This window comes from Streptomyces sp. MNU76 (assembly GCF_020982545.1).
Lineage (GTDB): Bacteria > Actinomycetota > Actinomycetes > Streptomycetales > Streptomycetaceae > Streptomyces.
In genome coordinates this window covers 87571-104051 of the sequence record NZ_JAJKLK010000009.1, presented here as the reverse complement: position 1 = coordinate 104051, position 16481 = coordinate 87571, and the positions used below count along the sequence as shown (strand labels likewise).

Annotated in this window: 11 protein-coding genes and 4 tRNA genes; 6 read left to right on the top strand and 9 right to left on the bottom strand. The window is 70.3% G+C overall.

Annotated features, from left to right (window positions below):
* Window positions 1-18 precede the first annotated feature (18 nt).
* The gene (purM, locus tag E4N62_RS22825; RefSeq protein ID WP_230217211.1) at window positions 19-1089 is read left to right on the top strand and encodes a phosphoribosylformylglycinamidine cyclo-ligase; all 1071 of its coding nucleotides are present in this window, start codon (window positions 19-21) and stop codon (window positions 1087-1089) included.
* A gap of 236 nt (window positions 1090-1325) precedes the next feature.
* Here purM and E4N62_RS22820 read toward each other — a convergent pair whose 3' ends face one another.
* Both E4N62_RS22820 and E4N62_RS22815 read right to left on the bottom strand, forming a co-directional pair.
* Complete coding sequence (locus tag E4N62_RS22820) at window positions 1326-1583, bottom strand: DUF3073 domain-containing protein (protein ID WP_184892168.1); 258 nt, start codon at window positions 1581-1583, stop codon at window positions 1326-1328.
* A gap of 312 nt (window positions 1584-1895) precedes the next feature.
* Window positions 1896-2990 carry a Glu/Leu/Phe/Val dehydrogenase dimerization domain-containing protein gene (locus E4N62_RS22815; protein WP_230217209.1) on the bottom strand — a complete coding sequence of 365 codons (1095 nt, stop codon included), beginning with the start codon at window positions 2988-2990 and terminating at the stop codon, window positions 1896-1898.
* 223 nt (window positions 2991-3213) lie between these two features.
* Here E4N62_RS22815 and E4N62_RS22810 point away from each other — a divergent pair, with 223 nt between their 5' ends.
* Entirely contained in the window at window positions 3214-4071 is an 858-nt protein-coding gene (locus tag E4N62_RS22810) for a hypothetical protein (RefSeq protein ID WP_230217207.1), read from the top strand.
* A 612-nt stretch (window positions 4072-4683) separates the two neighbouring features.
* Window positions 4684-4890, top strand: a complete 207-nt coding sequence (bldC, locus tag E4N62_RS22805) for a developmental transcriptional regulator BldC (protein WP_003949541.1) — start codon at window positions 4684-4686, stop codon at window positions 4888-4890.
* Between the two features lie 532 nt (window positions 4891-5422).
* Here bldC and E4N62_RS22800 read toward each other — a convergent pair.
* From E4N62_RS22800 to E4N62_RS22770, 7 genes are all read right to left on the bottom strand, one after another.
* Window positions 5423-5614: a DUF6274 family protein gene (locus E4N62_RS22800; protein WP_230217205.1), complete on the bottom strand. Its 192-nt coding sequence runs from the start codon at window positions 5612-5614 to the stop codon at window positions 5423-5425.
* Between the two features lie 245 nt (window positions 5615-5859).
* A tRNA-Asp gene (locus E4N62_RS22795) sits at window positions 5860-5934 on the bottom strand.
* 100 nt (window positions 5935-6034) lie between these two features.
* Window positions 6035-10045, bottom strand: a complete 4011-nt coding sequence (gene hrpA / locus E4N62_RS22790) for an ATP-dependent RNA helicase HrpA (RefSeq protein ID WP_230217203.1) — start codon at window positions 10043-10045, stop codon at window positions 6035-6037.
* Window positions 10046-10183: 138 nt separating this feature from the next.
* Window positions 10184-10257 (bottom strand) — tRNA-Phe (locus E4N62_RS22785).
* Between the two features lie 24 nt (window positions 10258-10281).
* A tRNA-Asp gene (locus tag E4N62_RS22780) sits at window positions 10282-10356 on the bottom strand.
* A gap of 37 nt (window positions 10357-10393) precedes the next feature.
* Window positions 10394-10466: transfer RNA gene (locus E4N62_RS22775), tRNA-Glu, on the bottom strand.
* An 80-nt stretch (window positions 10467-10546) separates the two neighbouring features.
* The gene (locus tag E4N62_RS22770) at window positions 10547-12145 is read right to left on the bottom strand and encodes a metallophosphoesterase (protein ID WP_374117041.1); all 1599 of its coding nucleotides are present in this window, start codon (window positions 12143-12145) and stop codon (window positions 10547-10549) included.
* A 143-nt stretch (window positions 12146-12288) separates the two neighbouring features.
* Here E4N62_RS22770 and E4N62_RS22765 point away from each other — a divergent pair, with 143 nt between their 5' ends.
* The 3 genes from E4N62_RS22765 (at window position 12289) to E4N62_RS22755 (ending at window position 16481) form a co-directional block, all read left to right on the top strand.
* Entirely contained in the window at window positions 12289-12639 is a 351-nt protein-coding gene (locus E4N62_RS22765; RefSeq protein WP_230217201.1) for a metallopeptidase family protein, read from the top strand.
* Between the two features lie 233 nt (window positions 12640-12872).
* On the top strand, window positions 12873-13412 hold the full coding sequence (locus E4N62_RS22760; protein WP_230217199.1) for a hypothetical protein: 540 nt from the start codon (window positions 12873-12875) through the stop codon (window positions 13410-13412).
* An 852-nt stretch (window positions 13413-14264) separates the two neighbouring features.
* Window positions 14265-16481 carry a DEAD/DEAH box helicase gene (locus tag E4N62_RS22755; RefSeq protein ID WP_230217197.1) on the top strand — a complete coding sequence of 739 codons (2217 nt, stop codon included), beginning with the start codon at window positions 14265-14267 and terminating at the stop codon, window positions 16479-16481.

Here is a 16481-nt window from a genome sequence, read left to right as displayed (position 1 = left end):
ACGAAAGTTCTCACCGTCATGTCTGAGACAACTGGTGCCAGCTACGCAGCAGCGGGCGTCGACATCGAGGCGGGCGACCGCGCCGTAGAGCTGATGAAGGAGTGGGTGAAGAAGACCCAGCGCCCCGAGGTCCTCGGCGGCCTGGGCGGCTTCGCCGGCCTCTTCGACGCCTCCGCCCTCAAGCGCTACGAGCGCCCGCTGCTCGCCTCCGCCACGGACGGCGTCGGCACGAAGGTCGACATCGCGCGTCAGCTGGGCGTCTACGACACCATCGGCCACGACCTGGTCGCCATGGTGATGGACGACATCGTGGTCTGCGGCGCCGAACCGCTGTTCATGACCGACTACATCTGCGTCGGCAAGGTCCACCCCGAGCGGGTCGCCGCCATCGTCAAGGGCATCGCCGAGGGCTGTGTCCTCGCGGGCTGCGCCCTGGTCGGCGGCGAGACGGCCGAGCACCCGGGTCTGCTCGGCCCGGACGACTTCGACGTCGCCGGCGCCGGTACGGGCGTGGTCGAGGCCGATCGCCTGCTCGGCCCTGATCGCATCCGTACGGGTGACGCCGTGATCGCCATGGCGGCCTCGGGCCTTCACTCGAACGGGTACTCGCTCGTCCGGCACGTCCTGCTCAACCAGGCCGGTCTCTCCCTGGACGCCGAGATCGCCGAACTCGGCCGCCCCCTCGGCGCGGAGCTGCTGGAACCCACCAAGATCTACTCGCTGGACTGCCTGGCGCTCACCCGCACCACCGAGGTCCACGCCTTCAGCCACGTCACCGGCGGCGGCCTCGCCGCCAACCTGGCGCGGGTGATCCCCGACACCCTCCACGCCACGGTCGACCGCTCCACCTGGACCCCGGCCCCGATCTTCGACCTGGTCGGCAGGACGGGTCAGGTCGAGCGCCTGGAGCTGGAGAAGACCCTGAACATGGGCGTGGGCATGATCGCCATCGTCCCCCAGGAGTCGGCGGACGTGGCCCTGACCACCCTGGCGGACCGTGGCGTCGAGGCCTGGGTCGCGGGCGAGATCACCGACCGCGCCGACCGCACCACGGGCGCGGAGCTGGTGGGCGACTACGCACGAGGCTGACCGGCGGCGCGTTCCGGACGCTCTGTCCCGGGCACGTCAAAAGCGCCCCTGATGAGGGCCGAAGGCCCAACCATCAGGGGCGCGGGGAACTGCGCGAGCAACCACACGCGACCCGCAGTCGCCGAAGTGCGGTGGACCCGAGCTATGAGGCGCCCCAGCCCCGAGCGGAGCGGGACCGCACAAAACCCGGTCCGTCGGAGCAATCCGCCCGGACCGGGTGAAGCGCGGCTGAATCGTCAAGCGCCGCGACGATGAGAGGCGGGACCGGACTGCTCGTCCTCGTCGTCCTCATCGTCGACGTTGTAAAGATCCGCGTACTGGGCGTACGGGTCGTCGTCGTCTTCGTCGTCCTCGAACGGTTCGCCGTTCGGAGGTTGGCTCGAAGTCGATGCGCCCAGCTCGCTGGCCAGACGCGACAGGTCAGTCCCGCCGCTGTTGTACTTCAGCTGGCGGGCGACCTTCGTCTGCTTGGCCTTGGCCCGGCCGCGCCCCATGGCTCGACCCCCTCGGTGACGGGGCTCGACGGCCCCAGAGTCTTGACACGCGTTCATGATCTGGAACGGGCTCTCCGTGGAGAGACCGGTCCGTAGGGCTTCCACGGTACCTGAGCCCACGCCCATACGGTACGTCGCCCGCAGGACGTGCCCGTGCCCAGAACCTGCGAGGAGCCCTTTCCCCGCTGGTCAACGGTGATTTTAACCGTTTCTGGACGGGCGACCCGCCGACGGAAGTGAGAGTTGTCTCTAAAGCCGCCGACGGGTACCGCCGACGCCGCGCGCAAGCCGCCCGGCGTCGGCCCGTCAGGCTCAGCGACCGCGTGCCGCGGCCGCCTCGTGCATCCGCTGCTCGGCGATCCGGTCGGCCGCGGCGGCCGGCGGAATACCGTCCAGCTTCGCACGTGCGAAGATCGCCAGAGTGGTGTCGAAGATCTGTGCGGCCTTCGCCCTGCACCGCTCGAAGTCGAACCCGTGGAGCTCGTCGGCGACCTGGATGACTCCGCCGGCGTTCACCACGTAGTCCGGCGCGTAGAGGATCCCGCGGTCCGCGAGGTCCTTCTCGACGCCGGGGTGCGCGAGCTGGTTGTTGGCAGCGCCGCACACCACCTTGGCGGTCAGGACCGGCACGGAGTCGTCGTTCAGGGCCCCGCCGAGCGCGCAGGGCGCGTAGATGTCGAGCCCCTCGGTCCGGATGAGCGCGTCGGTGTGCGCGACGGCGCTGACCCCTTCCGGGTGCCGGTCGAGGATCCGCCGTACGGCGTCCTCGCGCACGTCGGTGATCACGACCTCGGCGCCTTCCGCCCGCAGATGCTCCACGAGGTGGTGGCCGACCTTGCCGACGCCCGCGACACCGACCCTGCGGTCGCGCAGCGACGGATCGCCCCACAGGTGCTGGGCGGAGGCCCGCATGCCCTGGTAGACGCCGAAGGCGGTGAGGACGGAGGAGTCCCCGGCGCCGCCGTTCTCGGGGGACCGGCCGGTCGTCCAGCGGCACTCGCGTGCCACGACGTCCATGTCGGCGACGTAGGTGCCGACGTCGCACGCGGTGACGTAGCGGCCGCCGAGGGAGGCCACGAAGCGTCCGTAGGCGAGCAGCAGTTCCTCGCTCTTGATCCGCTCGGGGTCGCCGATGATCACGGCTTTGCCGCCGCCGTGCTCGAGACCGGCCATGGCGTTCTTGTACGACATGCCGCGCGCGAGGTTCAGGGCGTCGGCGACGGCCTCCGCCTCGGTCGCGTACGGGTAGAAGCGCGTCCCGCCGAGAGCGGGGCCGAGCGCGGTGGAGTGAAGGGCGATGACGGCCTTGAGGCCGCTGGCCCGGTCCTGGCAGAGCACGACTTGCTCGTGACCGCCCTGGTCCGAGTGGAACAGGGTGTGCAGGACGCCGTCAGATACTTCGGTCACTGTGGTGACTCCTGGGTAAGAAGCGGCGGTTGGTTACAGGCTCCCGTACGGGTGGCGGGGTCTGTGAGCATGAGATTAGAGCCTTCGTCCGCCGTACAGCGGCGCAGCATCAGGATCACCCCCCGGCCGGAGTACGGACGTGGTGCGACCCGCACAGTTTTCCGGCCCGCCCGTGGGCGGGTTCCGCAGGTTTCCCCGGTGGCAGCCGGGGGAGGGAGCAGGCGTGCCCAAGGTGTCCTCGGTGATCGTCCCGTACGCGTCCTACCTCCGCGTGTACGAGCCGCTGGCGGCCTTCCCCGAGCCCGAGCGCGGCCACTGGGCCCGCTACGCCCGGCGCCCCGACCGCCCCTCGTACCAGGACGAGCTGCGCCGCTCGCTGGCCGACCTGCTGCCGACCCCGCCGGTGCCGGTTCCGGTGCACGAGAGCGACGACGCCTTCGTGCTGGAGGTCGACGGGGTGGTCTGTGTCTGCCCCTGGCGGACCCGGCTGCGGGGCTGGCAGGCGCTCGGCGACCTGGCCGAGGAGCTGCCGGCCCCCGTCCTGGACGCGGTGCTGCCGCCGCTGGTGCGCCACCAGGCGAGCCAGGACTACGAGCGCTGGATGGCCGGCAACCCCGACGCCCGGCCGTGGATCCGCACCGCGACCTGGCAGGTGCCGCTGAGCTGGTTCGTCCTCGTCTCGGACGAGGAGCGGACGTACGAGAAGGGGTCGGGCGAGAAGGAATCCGGCGAGATCTCGCCGGTGCTTCGCTATCGCACTCCCATGGTGCAGGCCCGCCGGCGCGTGGCGCGGGGGCTGCGGACCCTGCGGGACACCATCGACGAGGGCCCGCTCATCGACGGCCTGATCGACGTGGGGCGCTGGCTGGAGGAGTTCCACCCGCGCTCGCTGGTCGAGCTGGACTACGGCGGCCTCGTGCACGTCCTGCCCGCCGCCGAACTGGACGGGGACCACTCCGCCGCCGACGTCGCCGAGGGCATCGAGGCCCTGCGCGGCGGGGACGGCCTCGCCGCCGGGGAGGCCTACGGGCGCCTGGTCGAGCGCTGGCGGGCGGTACGGGACCGGCGCTCGGCGAACTGAACCGGGCCGAACCGGTTGAACCGGCTCAACGTCGCGTCCGTACTTGTGACTTGTGGGGCCGATGGGAAAAGGCTTTCCACGAAAGCCGAACCATGGTGAACTGTCCACCCTTGACCCAAGCTTGACGCAGCGCACTGACCTGCGCGTGTCATCGTGGGACGTAGGTCCCTGTTCCGGGCTTTTGTGTCAAGAAGCCGCCAAGCGTGACGGATTGCACTTACGCGGGCCTTGCCTCTTACGCACCTCCTCGTGTCAAAATAGGACAAGGAGCCCGGGGGAGGCTCCTTCTGCCCACGTATGGGTGGAATCTCAGCATTGCACGCTATTGGGGGGTCTCGTGACTCCTGCACGCCACTGTGACTGATCGTCACAGTGGCGTGACTGTCCGCTATGGCATGGTCCATCGGCATCCGTCGCTGATGAACACCTGGGAGGGCAATTCCATCGGTTTGGCCGACGCGGCTGGACAGATGGTGTAGTTGTAGTGCCGAGGACAAGCCGTTCGTCCTATAACCGACTCGACTCGCGTCCGCCATTTCGGGCAACGCGGGTCAAGGTGCAGAATTTAGAGGAAAGAACCGAGAAGGTTCGGTTCTCCCGAGGAGGCCGCTCATGACCGCTCGCACCCCTGATGCCGAGCCGCTGCTGACCCCGGCTGAGGTCGCCACCATGTTCCGCGTCGACCCCAAGACGGTCACGCGGTGGGCGAAGGCCGGCAAGCTCACGTCCATCCGCACGCTCGGCGGACACCGCCGTTACCGCGAGGCTGAGGTCCGCGCACTGCTCGCGGGCATTCCGCAGCAGCGCAGCGAGGCCTGAATCACCGCATGACAGGGCATTTCGGCTGGTCCCCCAATCGGTCGGAAGCCTGAAAGCACCGCTCAGCAGCTTCAAGCGACGCGGGTTCTGCCCCAACAGTTCCCACGCCCGAGCCACACAGAGCTTTCCGGGAGGCCCAGGCTTCCCGGGTTTTCGTCAGGCAAGCACCAAGGGTGCGTCGTAGATCGCGCTGGACTCCGCCGGGTCCAGCGCGATCTTTTTGTGTGCGGACCAGGGGCCGGGACCAGTCGATCGGGTGGTTCCAGGTCCGGAAGCGGCGGGTTGTGAGCGGGCTTGTCGGACTCTGGGGAGGGGTGTCGGATCTCCTGTGCAGGACTCCGGTGACTGGTGCAATTGCACATATTAAATTGACTAGTTGTAGGGGACTGGTAAGAACCGGCGTTCCGAAAACTCGTTCAGTGACACCCGTCACACACCGGGCTGCTTGTTGCCCGGGCGACATCTGCGGTAGAGGGGGCGGGAGTTGAGCGTGGCAGGCCCCTCGCCGAGTGTGTTCCCTGCGGGACGCGTCTCACGCCTTGGCGGGCGTCTCGACCTCCGTGGGGCTGTCGGTGCCGTCCTCGCCGCCCGTGGGGTGCTCCGTCGCCAGCCGCAGCAGGCGGTGGCAGATCGGGCAGTGGCGGGTGAGGTGACGGTACGAGGAGGCGGCCGACAGGTGAGCACGGAGCAATGCGCGGGTCTCGTGCCGAACGGACGCCGCCATACGCCACCTCCGGGGGTCTCTGGGCCCTGAATTCTGAAGTACCGGCGGAATGTGACGCCGTCAACCCCCACGGCGTCGAGGGTGGGGCCGCAGACTCCCTCCAGGGGCGCGGGGAACTGCGCGACAGCCCCATGGGACCCGCACCCGCCCAACAGCCTCAGTGTCCCGCGCTCTTGGGTGATCGCCCGCCGTCGCACACGGAAGAGGCCCGCATCCTCATCGGATGCGGGCCTCTGGCGATCGTGCGGTCCTGACGGGATTTGAACCCGCGGCCTCCACCTTGACAGGGTGGCGAGCACTCCAAACTGCTCCACAGGACCAGGTTTCGCAGTCCGCGCCTTGTTGCCGCGCTGGCCTGCGAGAAGAGACTGTACAGGAGCGGTGGCCCCGCGGTCGAACTCACCCGGTGTACATGGCCGATTACGGAACCGCCGCGTCGATCGCCTTCACGATCCGCTTGTCGGAGACGGGGTAGGCCGTGCCCAGGGCGTGCGCGAAGTAGCTGACCCGCAGTTCCTCGATCATCCAGCGGATCTCCGTCACCGAGGAGGGCACGGGCCGCCCCTGGGGCAGCTGTTCCAGCAGCCAGGCGTACTCGTCGCGCATCTCGTGGACCTTCTCCATCCGGGAGGTGTCCCGCTGGACGCCGGTCGGCATCTGCTGCAGCCGGCGGTCGGCCGCCACCAGGTAGCGCATCAGGTCCGGCAGCCGCCGCAGCCCCGCCTCCGTGACGAACCCGGGCTTCACGAGGGCGTCCAGCTGCCCCCGTACGTCCGTGAGGTTGGCGAGGAGGGCCGGGCTGCGGGTGGACTTCAGGCGGCGTTCACAGGCCTGCCAGGCGGCCAGCACCTGCTGCACCTGGCCGACCGTGCGGACCGTGGTGTCGACGATCTCCGCGCGCACCTTGTCGTACAGCTTGCGGTACGAGGACTCGTCCCACGCCGGCCCGCCGAAGTCGGCGACCAACTTGTCGGCCGCGGCCATCGCGCAGTCGTCGAAGAGTGCCTGGATCGAACCGTGCGGATTGGCGGACAGTGCCAGCTTCTGTGCGTTGGTGAGCTTTTCGCTCGCGAACTTCGCAGGGTTGACCGGAATGTTTCGGAGGATGAGTCTGCGGGTGCCCTTCCACATCGCCTCCGCCTGCTCCGCCTCCGTGTCGAAGAGGCGTACGGAGACGGTGTTCGCCGTCGGGCCGTCGTCCACCAGTGCGGGATAGGCCTTCACGGGCTGCCCGGCCCTGCGGGTCTCGAAGACCCGGGGGAGCGAGCCGATCGTCCAGTCCGTCAGCCCCGTCCGCTCCACGGACTCGCCGCCCTGGCGCTCGGCGGTGGCGGCGGCCGCCTGGGAGAGGGCCTGACGTGCCTTCGGCTTCAGCCGCAGTCGCAGCGACTCCAGGTCCTTGTCCTCGGCGAGTTTCCGGCGCCGCTCGTCGACGATCCGGAAGGTGATCTTCAGGTGGTCGGGGACCCGGGACCAGTCGAAGTCCTCGGGGGTCAGCGGCACCCCCACCATGCGCTTGAGCTCGCGGGCCATCGTCACCGGCAGCGGCTCCTGGAGCGGGACCGCCTGGTCCAGGAAACGCCGGGCGAAGTTCGGCGCCGGTACGTAGTTCCTGCGGATGGGCTTCGGGAGGGAACGGATCAGCTCCGTCACCACCTCCTCCCGCAGGCCCGGGATCTGCCAGTCGAAGCCCTCGTCGGTGACCTGGTTGAGGACCTGGAGAGGGATGTGGACGGTCACACCGTCCGCGTCGGCGCCCGGCTCGAACTGGTACGTCACCCGGAACTTCAGCTGCCCCTGGCGCCAGGAGTCCGGATAGTCGGCCTTGGTGACCGCCTCGGCGGACTCCCGGATGAGCATCTCGCGCTCGAAGTCCAGGAAGTCCGGCTGCTCGTGGCGTTTGTGCTTCCACCAGGAGTCGAAGTGGGCGCCGGAGACGACATGCTCCGGGACCCGCTGGTCGTAGAAGTCGAAGAGCGTGTCGTCGTCGACCACGATGTCCCGACGCCGCGCCCGGTGCTCCAACTCCTCGACCTCGCTGAGGAGCTTGCGGTTGTCGGCGAAGAACTTGTGGTGCGTCCGCCAGTCGCCCTCGACGAGCGCGTTGCGGATGAACAGCTCGCGACTGGCCTCCGCGTCGATCCGGCCGTAGTTGATCTTCCGTTGGGCGACGATCGGCACGCCGTACAGCGTGACCTTCTCGTACGCCATCACGGCCGCCTGGTCCTTCTCCCAGTGCGGCTCGCTGTACGTGCGCTTGAGGAGGTGCCCGGCGAGGGGTTCGACCCACTCGGGCTCGATCCTCGCGTTGACCCGGGCCCAGAGGCGACTCGTCTCCACCAGCTCCGCGGACATCACGAACCGCGGGGGCTTCTTGAAGAGGGCCGAGCCCGGGAAGATCGCGAACTTGGCGTTCCGGGCGCCCAGATACTCGTTCTTCCCCGTGTTCCGGCCGCCCTCGCTCCCGGCGTCCTTCACGTCCTTCATGCCGATGTGGGAGAGCAGGCCGGCGAGGAGGGAGACATGGATGTGCTGTTCCGGGGCGTCGTCCTCGTTGAGATGGATGTCCATCTGCTTCGCGACCGTCCGCAGCTGGCTGTAGATGTCCTGCCACTCACGGATGCGCAGGAAGTTCAGGTACTCCTGCTTGCACATCCGCCGGAACGACGACGAGCCGCGCTCCTTCTGCTGCTCGCGTACGTACCGCCAGAGGTTGAGGAAGGCGAGGAAGTCGCTGGTCTCGTCCTTGAAGCGGGCGTGCTGCTGGTCCGCCTGGGCCTGCTTGTCGGCAGGGCGTTCGCGCGGGTCCTGGATGGAGAGAGCGGCGGCGATCACCATGACCTCGCGGGCGCAGCCGTTCTTGTCGGCCTCCACGACCATGCGGGCCAGGCGCGGGTCGACGGGCAGCTGGGAGAGCTTGCGGCCCATCGGGGTGAGGCGCTTGCGTACGTCCTTCTGCGCCGGGTCGAGCGCGCCGAGCTCCTGGAGGAGCTGGACGCCGTCGCGGATGTTGCGGTGGTCCGGCGGGTCGATGAAGGGGAACTTCTCGATGTCGCCGAGGCCGGCCGCGGTCATCTGGAGGATGACGGAGGCGAGGTTCGTCCGGAGGATCTCCGCGTCCGTGAACTCGGGGCGGGCCTCGAAGTCCTCCTCGCTGTAGAGCCGGATGCAGACACCGTCGGACGTACGGCCGCAGCGGCCCTTGCGCTGGTTGGCGCTGGCCTGGGAGATCGCCTCGATCGGGAGCCGCTGGACCTTGGTGCGGTGGCTGTAGCGGCTGATGCGGGCGAAGCCGGGGTCGATGACGTACTTGATCCCGGGGACCGTCAGGGAGGTCTCGGCGACGTTGGTGGCCAGAACGATCCTGCGGGCTGTTCCTGCATCGGGCCGCTGGAAGACGCGGTGCTGCTCGGCGTGCGAGAGCCGGGCGTAGAGGGGGAGGACCTCGGTGGCCTGCCCATGAGCGCTTCCGGCGCGGGGGTAGTTCTTCTTGTTCAGGGCGTCGGCCGTGTCCCGGATCTCGCGCTCACCGGAGAGGAAGACCAGGATGTCGCCCTTGCCCTCGCCCTGAAGCTCCTCGACCGCGTCGCAGATGGCGGTGATCTGGTCGCGGTCGGCGTCCTCGGAGTCCTCTTCGAGGAGGGGGCGGTAGCGCACCTCCACGGGGTACGTCCGACCGCTGACCTCGACGATCGGCGCGTCGCCGAAGTGGCGGGAGAAGCGCTCGGGGTCGATGGTCGCGGAGGTGATGACGACCTTGAGGTCGGGGCGCTTGGGCAGCAGCTGGGCGAGATAGCCCAGCAGGAAGTCGATGTTGAGGGACCGCTCGTGGGCCTCGTCGATGATGATCGTGTCGTAGGCGCGCAGCTCGCGGTCCGTCTGGATCTCGGCGAGCAGGATGCCGTCCGTCATCAGCTTGACGAAGGTGGCGTCCGGGTTGACCTGGTCGGTGAACCGCACCTTCCAGCCGACGGCCTCGCCGAGCGGCGTCCGCAGTTCCTCCGCGACGCGCTCGGCCACCGTACGGGCGGCGATACGGCGGGGCTGGGTGTGCCCGATCATGCCGCGTACGCCACGCCCCAGCTCCATGCAGATCTTCGGGATCTGGGTCGTCTTGCCGGAGCCGGTCTCGCCCGCGACGATGACGACCTGGTGGTCGCGGATGGCGGCCGCGATCTCGTCCTTCTTCTGGCTGACGGGCAGCTGCTCGGGGTACGAGACGGCCGGCACGCGTGCGGCGCGCTCAGCCATGCGGGACTCGCCCTTGGCGACCTCCGCCTCGATCTCGGCGAGAACGGCGGCCCGGGCCTCGGGCTTACGGATCTTGCGCGCGCCTTCGAGTCTGCGGCCGAGCCGGTGCGCGTCGCGCAGGGACAGCTCGGCCAGACGGGGGGCGAGGGCGCCGAAGGCGGGGGCGGGGTGAGTGGACATACGCGACCCAGGATCTCACCTCCGGGAAACGAGGGGCGAACGCTTTTGCGTGGGGCCGTCACGGCGCACCGCGCACACGTCCGCTGCCGTACACGCGAAGACCCCCTCCGGTTGCCCGGAGGGGGTCTTCGTTCGCTGTGGCTGGGGCCGGGGTCGAACCGGCGACCTATCGCTTTTCAGGCGATCGCTCGTACCAACTGAGCTACCCAGCCGCGATGTTTCACGTGAAACACCAGCGGTCCTGACGGGATTTGAACCCGCGGCCTCCACCTTGACAGGGTGGCGAGCACTCCAAACTGCTCCACAGGACCAAGCTTGTGCGGGACTAGTCTCGCACAGTGTGTTGCGTGCCCCCAACGGGATTCGAACCCGTGCTACCGCCTTGAAAGGGCGGCGTCCTAGGCCGCTAGACGATGAGGGCTATCGGCCCGCCTGGGCGCTTCTCAGCGCGTCGGGGACGTGAGAAGCATATGGGATGGCGGGAGGTATCGCCAAAACGGTTTACGGGCCGCCGGGGGCCCCGTCCGTCGACGTGGTCCCGGTGGGTGACGGGGACCGCTCGTCCCCGGGTTCGGCCCCCGGCTGGTTCTCCTTCGGCAGGTGGCGACTGACCTCGGCCGTCGTCAGGCCCAGCCCGCCGAGCTTGATCTCGTCCCAGGCCTGCAGGCGCCGGTTGTCGCGGTCGAGGTACAGGACCGAGGCCTGGATGGGATCGGGGTACTTGCCCTCCACGGCGCGCAGACCGCTGCCGCCGGTCGAGCCCTCGATGCGCAGGCGGGTGCCCCGGTCGAGGACCTCCATCTCCGGGTGGTGCACATGCCCGGCGAGCACGAGCGGGACCTGGCCGTCCGTCTCCCGGGCCGCGTCCGGGTTGTGGGCGATCGCGATGTCCACGGGACTGCCCGCCGCCCGCTGGGCGCGCAGCGCGTCCGCCAGCTGCCGTCCGGCCACCTCCTCCGAGGGCAGGCCCGCCTTGTCGGTCGAGCGGTCCGGGGTGAACTGCGGGTCCCCGATCCCCGCGAAGCGCAGCCCGCCGACGGTCACCGCCCTGCCCTCGTCGAGGACGTGCGTGTTGTCGATGCCCTCCAGATAGCGCTGTGTCTCGCGCGAGTCGTGGTTGCCGCGCACCCAGACGTACGGCGCGCCGAGGTCGGCGATCGGGTCCAGGAACGCGTTCTCGGCGGCGCTGCCGTGGTCCATGGTGTCGCCGGAGTCGACGATGACATTGATCTCGTACTGCTCCACCAGCGAGGCGATGATCTTCCAGCTCGCGGGGTTCAGATGGATGTCGGAGACGTGCAGGACGCGGATGGTCGTGGGGTCCGGCTGGTACGCGGGGAGCGTGGACGTGACGTCGTACAGCTTGGTCACGTTCGTCACCAGGCGGGCCAACTCCTTCTGGTAGATGTCGAACTCCGTGACGATGCTGCGCGCGTTGCCGACCAGGGAGGGCGCGGAGGAGAGCAGGCCCGAGAACTTGGGTTCCAGGACGGAGTTGGGGTTCCAGGTGGCGGCGGCCGTACCACCGGCGCCGGCCAGCAGGGCGAGCGCGAGGCCGCCCGCGGCGAGGGCGCGGCGGGGGCGGCGGAACACGGCGAGGCCGAGCGTGGTGGCCCCGACGACGACGGCGACGCCCGACCGTACGGCCAGGTCGACGGTGCCGTGCTGCACGTCCGAGGCGATCTCCTCCTGCAGTCCGGAGATCCGCTCGGGGTGGTCGACCAGGGCCTGAGCGCGTTCCGGGTCGAGCTGGTCGACGTTCACGTCCAGGCGTACGGGGGCGTTGTGGCTGGCCAGTTCCAGGGCGCCGAGCGGGGAGACGTTGATCTTCGTGCCGCCGGTGAGGGACGGGCGCAGGGTCATCGTCGTGTTCATGGGGCCGACGGGGGTGCGGACGTTCCCGACGATCAGCAGGCCCAGCCAGGCGCCGAGCAGCACGACCGCGACGAGGCCCAGCGCGCGTCCCCAGGGATGGGGGTGGTGGACCAGTTCGAGGGTCGGCTGGGTGCGGCGGGAGCGGTAGTGCCGGGCCAGAGCGCGAGGGGCACGTGGCATGGCCCGGGAGACGCGGCGCAGAGCGGTCCGCACAACGGTCCTCATGGCGGTGTCGGGGGTGTCGGGGTGTCGGCGTCGGTGGTGCGGTGGGCCGGGGCGGCGGGGACGCGTGCCATTGGTCCCGTATGCCCAGGGGTGAGGACGGATATGCGGGGGCGGGTGGCGGGGTCGTGCATGACAATGGCCGTGTGCTGGAGATGACGCGCGAGGAGTTCGAGGAACTGGTCGCCGAGGCGTTGGACCGGATTCCGCCGGAGCTGACACGGCTGATGGACAACGTGGCGGTGTTCGTGGAGGACGAGCCGCCCGCCGACGATCCCGAGCTGCTCGGGCTGTACGAGGGGACTCCGCTCACGGATCGGGGGGAGTGGTACGCCGGGGTGCTGCCGGACCGGATCACGATCTACCGGGGGCCGACGCTGCGGATGTGCGACTCGCGGGAGGAGGTGGTCGCGGAGACCGAGGTGACCGTGGTGCACGAGATCGCGCACCACTTCGGGATCGATGACGCGCGGTTGCATGCGCTGGGGTACGGATAGTCGCGGTCGCCGAGACGCTTTCGGGGCGGGCTGCCGTCTCGGGTGTGCCGGCTGCGTGGGTGCGTCGGCTGCGCGGGTGGGTGGGTCGGCGCCGTAGGTCCGTACGGGTGGGTGGGGCTGGTCGCGCGGTCCCCGTGCCCCTTCGGGGCGCTGCCGGTGTGCGCGTGTCCTCTTGTCGGCGGCGGGAGTTGGGCAGGGGGACTCCTCACTCGCCCCCCTCGGAGGTGGCCGCCGTGCGCGCCTTGAACGTATCCGTCCGTCTGGCCGCCACGGTCCTGGCCGTCGCGGCAGCCGGCGGCTGTATGAGCGTGGGGGACGACGGGCGGAAGCCCGGGCCGTCGCCGTCCGTGGGGCAACCAGGTGGGGAGAAGCCGGACGGGGGCTCCGCGGTGACGGGCGGAGGCGGCACGGGGTACCAGTCCGGGCAGGGCAAGCGCCGGGGTTCCGCCTCGCCCGACCCCTCCGCCGCCGAGTCCGCGTCCGCCTCCGCGTCGGCGTCCGGGGCGGCGAAGCCGTCCGGCAAGGCGGCGCCGCCCAAGGGGGGCAAGGACGAGGGGAAGGGGGAGCGGCCGGAGAAGCCCGAGCCGACTAAGGGCGAGCCGACTCCCACGCCGACGGTGGTGCCGCCCGAGCCGGAGCCGACGAAGCCGACGAAGCCGGTGGAGCCCTCGCCGTCGCCGGAACCCTCGGCCGAGCCGTCCTCGTCCGCGCACGAACAGGGAGCACAACTGATGGAACGCGAGCCGGCACCCCAGGCGGGCAACACGGCCTAGCCCTCCGGCGGTTGGGCGGAGGGCGTGTCGTGTGTGGGCGGGGAGGGGAGCGCGCAGGCGGGCTCGGCCGGATTGCCGGGGCGGGCGCGGGGCGGGTGCGGCCGGTTGGGGGCGCGGATGAGGGCGCGGGTGGGGACGGTGCTGTCCGGTCGGCGGGCGTGTGGACGGTGGTGGTCGGATGGCGGGCGTGTGGGCGGTGGTGGTCGGATGGCGGGCGTGTGGGCGGTGGTGGTCGGATGGCGCCGGTGGGGTCCGGTCGGGGCTGGGGCTGCGCCACGCCCTGGCGGGCCTCGGTGCGGCCCGCGGCGGGAGCCCGCGCTTTGGGGCCGCCGGTTCTGCGCCGTCCCACCGGCCACACGGTTGGTCCCGTCGCGCCCGCTGAAGGCGCTGCCTCGGGCCGCGCCGGTCTTGTCGCGTCGCCACCATCCGGACGGGTGGTACGGGTGGTACGGGTGGTACGTCCGCCGGAGGCGCCGCGCTTGAGGCCGCCGCTTCTGAGGGCCCCTGCCTCGCGTCCGCCGCAGACGCTGCGCTCCGGCCCCGCTGGTTTCGTGGCGTTGTTCACTGCGCACACGGGTCTCGCCGCAGCCCCGTCGGCGGCCCTCCCCGCGCCCCGTGCCCCGCTGATCGGCCGCACATCCCTGACCTGCGGCTATCTGCTCAGTTTGCCTTGGGGGGTGGTGGGTGCGTATGGTGGTAGATCGTTTGATCCCATTTGCCCGGCGCCACCGCAGAGCGCGCCGTGTGGCGCGTACTCTCCCTTGCCGTGGCGGACCGCATAGAGGCGGTCGTGTGCGAATCACGGAGTTGACGGGCGCGTGCCGACGAGACTCCGGAAGGTTTCGCATACGCATGTCCATTTCCAGTACTGATCACGTTGTCGTGCCCGAGAACGGCGAGAACGACTCCGTCGAGACGGCGGCCCCCGAGGTCACCTTCGCGACCCTCGGTCTCCCCGAGGGCGTCGTGCGCAAGCTCGCGCAGAACGGCGTGACCACCCCCTTCCCGATCCAGGCCGCGACCATCCCGGACGCCCTGGCCGGCAAGGACATCCTCGGCCGAGGCCGCACCGGCTCCGGCAAGACCCTCTCCTTCGGCCTGCCGACCCTGGCCACGCTGGCCGGCGGCCGCACCGAGAAGCACAAGCCCCGCGCCGTCATCCTCACCCCGACCCGTGAGCTCGCGATGCAGGTCGCGGACGCGCTCCAGCCGTACGGCGACGTCCTCGGCCTGAAGATGAAGGTCGTCTGCGGCGGTACGTCGATGGGCAACCAGATCTACGCCCTGGAGCGCGGCGTCGACGTCCTCGTCGCCACCCCCGGCCGTCTCCGCGACATCATCAACCGCGGTGCCTGCTCGCTGGAGAACGTCCAGATCGCCGTCCTCGACGAGGCCGACCAGATGTCGGACCTGGGCTTCCTGCCCGAGGTCACCGAGCTGCTCGACCAGGTCCCGGCCGGCGGCCAGCGGATGCTGTTCTCCGCGACCATGGAGAACGAGATCTCCACCCTGGTCAAGCGCTACCTGGTCAACCCGGTCTCGCACGAGGTCGACAGCGCCCAGGGCAACGTCACGACCATGTCGCACCACATCCTCATCGTGAAGCCGAAGGACAAGGCGCCGGTCACGGCCGCCATCGCCTCCCGCAAGGGCCGCACGATCATCTTCGTCCGCACCCAGCTGGGCGCCGACCGCATCGCCGAGCAGCTGCGCGACGCCGGTGTGAAGGCCGACGCGCTGCACGGCGGCATGACCCAGGGCGCGCGGACCCGCACGCTGGCCGACTTCAAGGACGGTTACGTCAACGCGCTCGTCGCGACCGACGTCGCCGCCCGAGGCATCCACGTCGACGGCATCGACCTCGTCCTCAACGTGGACCCGGCCGGCGACCACAAGGACTACCTGCACCGGGCCGGCCGTACGGCACGTGCCGGGCGTACGGGCACGGTCGTGTCCCTCTCCCTGCCGCACCAGCGCCGCCAGATCTTCCGGCTGATGGAGGACGCGGGCGTCGACGCCGGGCGTCACATCATCCAGGGCGGCACGACGTTCGACCCCGAGGTGGCCGACATCACGGGCGCCCGGTCGATGACCGAGGTCCAGGCCGAGTCCGCCGGCAACGCCGCGCAGCAGGCCGAGCGTGAAGTCGCTCACCTCACCAAGGAGTTGGAGCGGGCCACGCGCCGCGCCGGCGAACTGCGCGAGGAGGCCGACCGGCTGACCGCGCGTGCGGCCCGGGAGCGGGGCGAGGACCCGGAGGCCGCTGTCGCGGCCGCGGCCGCCGCGGCCGCCGAGGCCGCGGAGTCCGCCGTCGCCCTCGTCGAGGCGGACGGTGCCTCGTCGGTCGAGGCCCCGGCCGCGATCGTCGAGCAGCCCGTGCACGAGCGTCCGGCGTACGACCAGCCGCGCCAGCGCCGCGAGGAGCGGGGCAACGGCTACGAGCGTCGTGACAACGACCGCGGCGAGCGCGGCGACCGTGGCGGGTTCCGCCGCGACGGCGAGCGCGGTGGCTTCGACCGCCGTGACGACCGTCGGGACGGCGACCGTGGCGGGCGTTCCTTCGAGCGTCGTGACAACGACCGTGGTGGCTTCCGCCGGGACAACGACCGTGGCGGCCGTTCCTTCGAGCGCCGCGACGACCGTGGCGGGTTCCGTCGGGACAACGAGCGCGGTGGGTTCGAGCGTCGTGACGGTGAGCGCGGTGGGCGTTCCTTCGAGCGCCGCGACGACCGTGGCGGGTTCCGCCGGGACAACGAACGCGGTGGGTTCGAGCGCCGTGACGGTGAGCGCGGTGGGCGTTCCTTCGACCGTGACCGCAACGACCGTGGCGGGGTCCGCCGGGACAACGACCGTGGCGGTCGTTCCTTCGAGCGTCGTGACGAGCGCGGTGGGCACCGGGGCAGCGACCGTCCCTTCAACCGCGACCGCCAGGGCGACCGTCCGGGCTTCCGCTCCGGCGGCCACGAGCGCCCGTACGGCCGTCGTGACGACCACCGCGGCAGCGGCAGCGGCACCGGCTCCTCCTTCGGCCGTCGTGACGACAAGCCGCGCTGGAAGCGCAACGGCTGA

What these genes read in the sequence shown, in the direction of transcription:
- purM (WP_230217211.1), top strand. Translation starts at nt 19, where the DNA reads ATGTCTGAGACAACTGGTGCCAGCTACGCAGCAGCGGGCGTCGACATC.
- E4N62_RS22820 (WP_184892168.1), bottom strand. Translation starts at nt 1,583, where the DNA reads ATGGGGCGCGGCCGGGCCAAGGCCAAGCAGACGAAGGTCGCCCGCCAG.
- bldC (WP_003949541.1), top strand. Translation starts at nt 4,684, where the DNA reads ATGACCGCTCGCACCCCTGATGCCGAGCCGCTGCTGACCCCGGCTGAG.
- E4N62_RS22800 (WP_230217205.1), bottom strand. Translation starts at nt 5,614, where the DNA reads ATGGCGGCGTCCGTTCGGCACGAGACCCGCGCATTGCTCCGTGCTCAC.
- hrpA (WP_230217203.1), bottom strand. Translation starts at nt 10,045, where the DNA reads ATGTCCACTCACCCCGCCCCCGCCTTCGGCGCCCTCGCCCCCCGTCTG.
- E4N62_RS22770 (WP_374117041.1), bottom strand. Translation starts at nt 12,145, where the DNA reads ATGAGGACCGTTGTGCGGACCGCTCTGCGCCGCGTCTCCCGGGCCATG.
- E4N62_RS22755 (WP_230217197.1), top strand. Translation starts at nt 14,265, where the DNA reads ATGTCCATTTCCAGTACTGATCACGTTGTCGTGCCCGAGAACGGCGAG.